A 5255-nucleotide genomic window follows, 5' to 3' on the forward strand; every position below is an offset into this window, starting at 1 on the left:
AAGGCGACTTAGTCGCCGTGGCGATCTCTGATCCCTTCGCCACTGCTCGGGATAAAGATTGCTTCGCTCGCAATGACAACCCAAAAATTGCCATCTGTTTTACGCTTTCATTAATACGATACGCTTTCATTAATAATAGAGCCTTGACAAAATATTTTAATTGATTGTCTCCCCAGCCCCTGAGGCTGCTTCGCCTGTCCCGAGCGGAGCGAGGGATCTCCTCGCAGTAACAGATTATTTGTCATTGCGAGCCACGAAGTGGCGAAAGTTTTGTAAGTTTTGTAAAAAGATCTATAATAAAATAACATAACTGAAGACCGAAATCCAGAAAGAAAGCCTTTATCTAAAAAATATTGCTTCTCTCACTTAATCTATCATAACTTTTTGCAATGACCATTTGTATCTACTCCCATAACCGGTCGGCCTTTTTATAATGATCATAGTGATCCATCAGGTTTACTCACAATAACAGCCTTTTTACCTCTAAGATTTTTCTATATTTTTCTTTTTTAGACTTAAATCTTAAATTAAAATTTTTCTAATATTACATTACCAGGAGCACAAATTGAGAACAATTTTGGGGCTGCCATGAGAGCCACAAAGTGGCAAGCAATTCCTATCACGAGGCGCTATTGGAGCTGTGGTAATATGGCCGTGAGACTGCTTCGTCGGCCTTTGGGCCTCCTCGCAGTGACAATGGAGAAAAGGATCCATCGTAGTGACAAAACATGGGCCAGTCATTGCGGCCCTATCTCCGTCATCCCGAGCGAAGCGAAGCAATCTCTGATCCCTTCGCTACCGCTCGGGACAAGGATTACTTCGTCGGCCTTTAGGCCTCCTCGTAACTACCCTGCTATGGGTCGCTTCGTCGCACTTCGTGCTCCTCGTATGACCCATTGGCTCACTTCGTCGGCCCTGCGGGCTTGTTCGCAATGACAGAACTACTTCGCCACGGTAGCCTCATTGCCTCGGATGACGCCATGTAAGGTAAAAAAATACTTCCATTAACAACAGAAAGGAGAAGGGAAATGAAAAAGTTCGCTAAAAACCTTAAATTTCTAATGCTTATTTTTTGGTTAGTTCTGTTTGTTCCCAATATATGCCAGTCGGAATCTCTTAATTACCCTTCAATATTACTTGAAGCCTCTATCAGACCTGAAAAAAATCTGGTTGAGGGAAGGGCTGAAATCAAAATTCCTCCTGACCAGGACATCTCTCTCAATCTTTCGGGTTTAAAAATAAAGAGGTTTATAATAGACGGAAAGCGCCTTACGCCATCTGAAAAATTCACAAACATCTCTTCGTCTGACTCGCCACGGCACTTAAAAATTAAATTTTCAGCCAGATTTACAAGTCTTCCAAACATTATCTCGGAAAGGGCCGTTGTGCTTACGGGAAACTGGTTTCCTGCGGTAGATGGCCTGGCCTATTATGACTTAAAAGTATCTCTACCTAAGGGGTTTGTAGCCATAGCACCAGGTGACGAAATCAAAATAAAATCTGGCCGAAAAAACACATATCATTTTATTTTTCGCTATCCCCAGGAAAGGCCTCCCCTTATCGCCGGCCCTTATTTTGTTTACCAGGAACAATCCAAAAACCTGACTCTTGCTGTTTATTTGTTTGAAGAAAATAATAGCCTGGCCCGGGCCTATCTTGACAAAATCAAAGAAACCATAAACGAATACGAAACTCTGATTGGTCCCTACCCTTATCGCCGCTTTGCCGTGGTGGAAAATGTTTTTCAAACCGGCTACGCCTTCCCCTCCTTCACCCTCATAGGAAGCCGCTTATTGCCCCTGCCTTTTATTCGTGAGACTTCGCTCCCCCACGAAATCCTTCATAACTGGTTTGGTTGCGGAGTTTATGTGAACTGGCCAAAAGGAAACTGGAGCGAAGGCCTGGTTACTTACCTGGCTGACCATCGCCTGGCTGAGAAAAAGGGTGAAGGTGCTTTATACAGACACCGCCTACTGGTTAATTATCAGAGCTACGTTACCCCAGAAAAAGATTTTCCCCTACAAATGTTTGTAGGCCGAAAAGATAGAGCCTCACAGGCTATTGGCTATGGAAAGGGAGCCTTATTTTTCCACATGCTTCGCCAAAAACTGGGAGATAAGGCCTTTTTCGCCGGCCTGAAACGCTTTTATCGGGGAAATCTCTTTAAATATGCCTCGTGGGAGGACATTAAAGAGGCCTTTGAAAAAGAAACCAATTCCCAGCTCAAATCTTTTTTCAACGAATGGCTTGAACGAACAGGCCTTCCCAAATTAAACCTTGTCAAAGAAAGGATAATTCCTCTAAAAAACGGCGAATATCTGGTAGCTTTACGCATAACCCAGGAAAAACCTTACTATCAGCTAACCGTACCTATAGAGGTGGTCTCTCAAAAAGAAAAAAAATTCATAAAAGCCAATATCTCCGGCCCCCAAACAAGGCTTGACTTAAAAATAAAAGGGAAACCAGTTGAAGCTATCTTAGACCAGGACTATGACCTGGCCAGAAGATTGACTGAACCTGAATACCCTCCAGTTCTGGCCCGGCTCTTTGGCAAAAAAGGCTTCATCGTTGCACCTAATCAAATGGTTTTGCATCGTTATAAGCTGCTTATCTCGTTTCTGGAAAAACGCGGCTATATATTAAGCTCAAACTTTGTTTCTCCTGACGAAGTGGCAGAAAACATCGTTTATCTGGAAACACTTCCAGAAAAATTCAGAGGTCTCTTCCCACAAACCAGGGGTAGCTTTTGTTTGCTTACTAGTGAAAATCCAGAAAATCCTTCCCAGATAATTGCTTTTGCCAGGACCACAAGCATCCTGGAGATCAAAAAGGTGCTTCCCAAGCTGGAACACCTTGGTCGCTATCAGGGGATTTGTTCAAATAATGGGGTGGTGATAGATAAAATAGAACCTGGCTTTAAAAAGGGGATAAAAGTAAAACTTGACTTTGATATTAAGGGCTTGGCTTTGAAAGACCTGAACTCCATAGAAAGTATTGCCAGAGCCGTTTCTTTGAAAAAAGTCATCTTTTTAGGAGAACGCCATGACCGCTACGAACAGCATCTGGCCCAGCTTGAAATTATTAAATGGTTGCATGAGCAGGGCCGGCCTATCGCCATAGGTCTTGAAATGTTTCAACGCCCCTTTCAGCAGGTCCTTGACGACTACATTGCCGGACGCATAAGTGAAGAGGAATTTTTGAAAAAAAGTGAATACTTTAAAAGATGGCGCTTTAACTGGAAACTCTATAAACCCATAATTGACTATGCCCGCGAAAATAAAATACCGCTGGTAGCCTTAAACGCCCCCAAAGAAATAACGGACAAAGTGGCCAGAGAGGGGCTAAAAGCCCTTTCCCCTGAAGAAAAGGCCAGGATCCCTGAAATTAACCGTGAAAATCTGGCTTACCGGGAATTTTTGCGCTTTGTATTTGAACAACACGAAAACAGCGGCAAGATAAAAAATTTTGAAACATTTTATGAGGCCCAACTGGTGTGGGACGAAACCATGGCCCAGAGTATTGTTAATTACCTTGAAAAACATCCCGACAAACAGATGGTCGTCCTGGTGGGAAGTGGCCACGTTATTTACGGCTACGGTATCCCGTCCCGCATAGCCAGAAGGGGCCTAAAGGATTACACCATTATTCTTCTGGGGCCTGAAGAAACTCTCAACCCGGCTATGGCTGATTATGTACTCTTTCCTGAACCCAAAGAAGCCCCATTTGAGGCTAAACTCGGTGTTTTGATAGAAGAAAAGACCAATGGACTTCTTATCAAAAAGGTTTTCCCCGGCACCCCGGCGGAAAAAGCAGGTTTAAAGGAAGGAGACATTATAATCAAAGCTGATAAGCAGGACATTAAAGAACTGGCTGACCTTAAGGCCGTGCTGGCCGGGAAAAAGCCAGACGATGATGTGCTTGTAGCTGTCCTGCGTAAAGGGAAAGTTGTTAATATAAAAGTTGGTCCTTTTAAAATGGAAAATAAAAAAACTAAAAAGAAAGGACACGCTAAATAGTGCTGGTTAGAGAAACACCGGACAGAGATTGCTTCGCTTCGCTCGCAATGACATGCTCCTGTTGTCACTGCGAGGAGATCCCTCGCTCCGCTCGGGACAGGCGAAGCAGTCTCAAAAAATATTTTGCAAGGTCTCAATATTATGATCTGAGCGAAGGCTTTCTTAAAGGCAAAAAGCTGAGTGAAATTTCACAGAGAGGAGTGAACAATGCAAAATTTCGTGGTGGACAATTTAAACAGAGAGGAGATAGCAAAATTGGAAAAAGTTCTTCAAGAAAAAACCAGGCCTTCTCCTATAGGAGGACTTTACTGGATAGAAATTCCTGAAAACATTTTGGCCCCTATTCAGTTAAAACACAAAGAGTGTGGGCCACATTATTTTGCCGTAGAGATAGGAGAAAATTTTATAAGCTTTGAGTTTTTGGTGCGTAATTTTAAAAGTATGCGTTGTGAATGTATTGCCCCGGCAACCCCTGCTCAAAAGATTTTTCTACTTGAAAAAGCAAAGGAAATCTTCACTTTAGCCGGGGTTCCCTTTCACCGCGGATAAAGGGGCAGGGGCTCCGTTATGCCCTGCCCGTAAAAAGATTGATAATTAACCTACGGCTTCTTCTAGCTTACTACCAGGTTTGAACTTAACCACTTTACGAGCAGGGATTTTTATTTGCTCACCAGTACGGGGGTTACGCCCCATTCTTTCAGCCCTTTCCACTACGGTGAAAGTGCCAAACCCTACTAAAGTGACTTTGTCTCCATTTTTAAGAGCTTCAGTCACAGCTTCCATAAAAGCATTTAAAGCCTTTTCAGCTGTAACCTTGGGCAAATCCGCAATTTCAGCCATGCGATTGACCAATTCGGCCTTGTTCATAAACACCCTCCTTTACGATAATATCTTCTTTATTTAGAAGATTAAGAATCTTTCTAGTTTCTTATGGTAAAAATACGCTCAGGTCAACCCAAAAATGCATAAAAATTAAGACCCTTGCAAAATATTTCCTGAAACTGCTTCGCTTGTCCCGAGCAAAGCGAAGGATCTCTCACAGTAAACAGAGTAAGTTGTTACTTTGTCTTAGCGGCCTTCTCATCTTACTGTCTTGGGGGCTTTTTCTACAGAGTCATTGCGAGTGAGAAGCAATCTCTTATCCCGACTTTGATGATAGTTAAAAGAGGTAGTTAAAAGAGGGACAGGCAAACTTATTGAGTATTGATATTGAGTATTGAGGAAATTTTTTAGTTCAGC

At 42.8% G+C, this 5255-nt stretch carries 3 protein-coding genes; 2 read left to right on the forward strand and 1 reads right to left on the reverse strand.

The features are described 5' to 3' along the window. Positions 1-1028 precede the first annotated feature (1028 nt). Positions 1029-4016: a ChaN family lipoprotein gene (locus tag TH606_RS10920; RefSeq protein ID WP_068543994.1), complete on the forward strand. Its 2988-nt coding sequence runs from the start codon at positions 1029-1031 to the stop codon at positions 4014-4016. A gap of 255 nt (positions 4017-4271) precedes the next feature. Beyond that, positions 4272-4565 (forward strand): hypothetical protein, encoded by a 294-nt coding sequence (locus TH606_RS10925; RefSeq protein WP_157627921.1) that lies wholly within the window; start codon positions 4272-4274, stop codon positions 4563-4565. A gap of 45 nt (positions 4566-4610) precedes the next feature. On the opposite strand, the gene TH606_RS10930 is transcribed toward TH606_RS10925, so the two are convergent. Beyond that, the gene (locus TH606_RS10930; protein ID WP_013908324.1) at positions 4611-4883 is read right to left on the reverse strand and encodes an HU family DNA-binding protein; all 273 of its coding nucleotides are present in this window, start codon (positions 4881-4883) and stop codon (positions 4611-4613) included. Positions 4884-5255: the final 372 nt, after the last annotated feature.

Origin of the sequence: Thermodesulfatator autotrophicus (assembly GCF_001642325.1) — a bacterium.
Classification (GTDB): domain Bacteria; phylum Desulfobacterota; class Thermodesulfobacteria; order Thermodesulfobacteriales; family Thermodesulfatatoraceae; genus Thermodesulfatator; species Thermodesulfatator autotrophicus.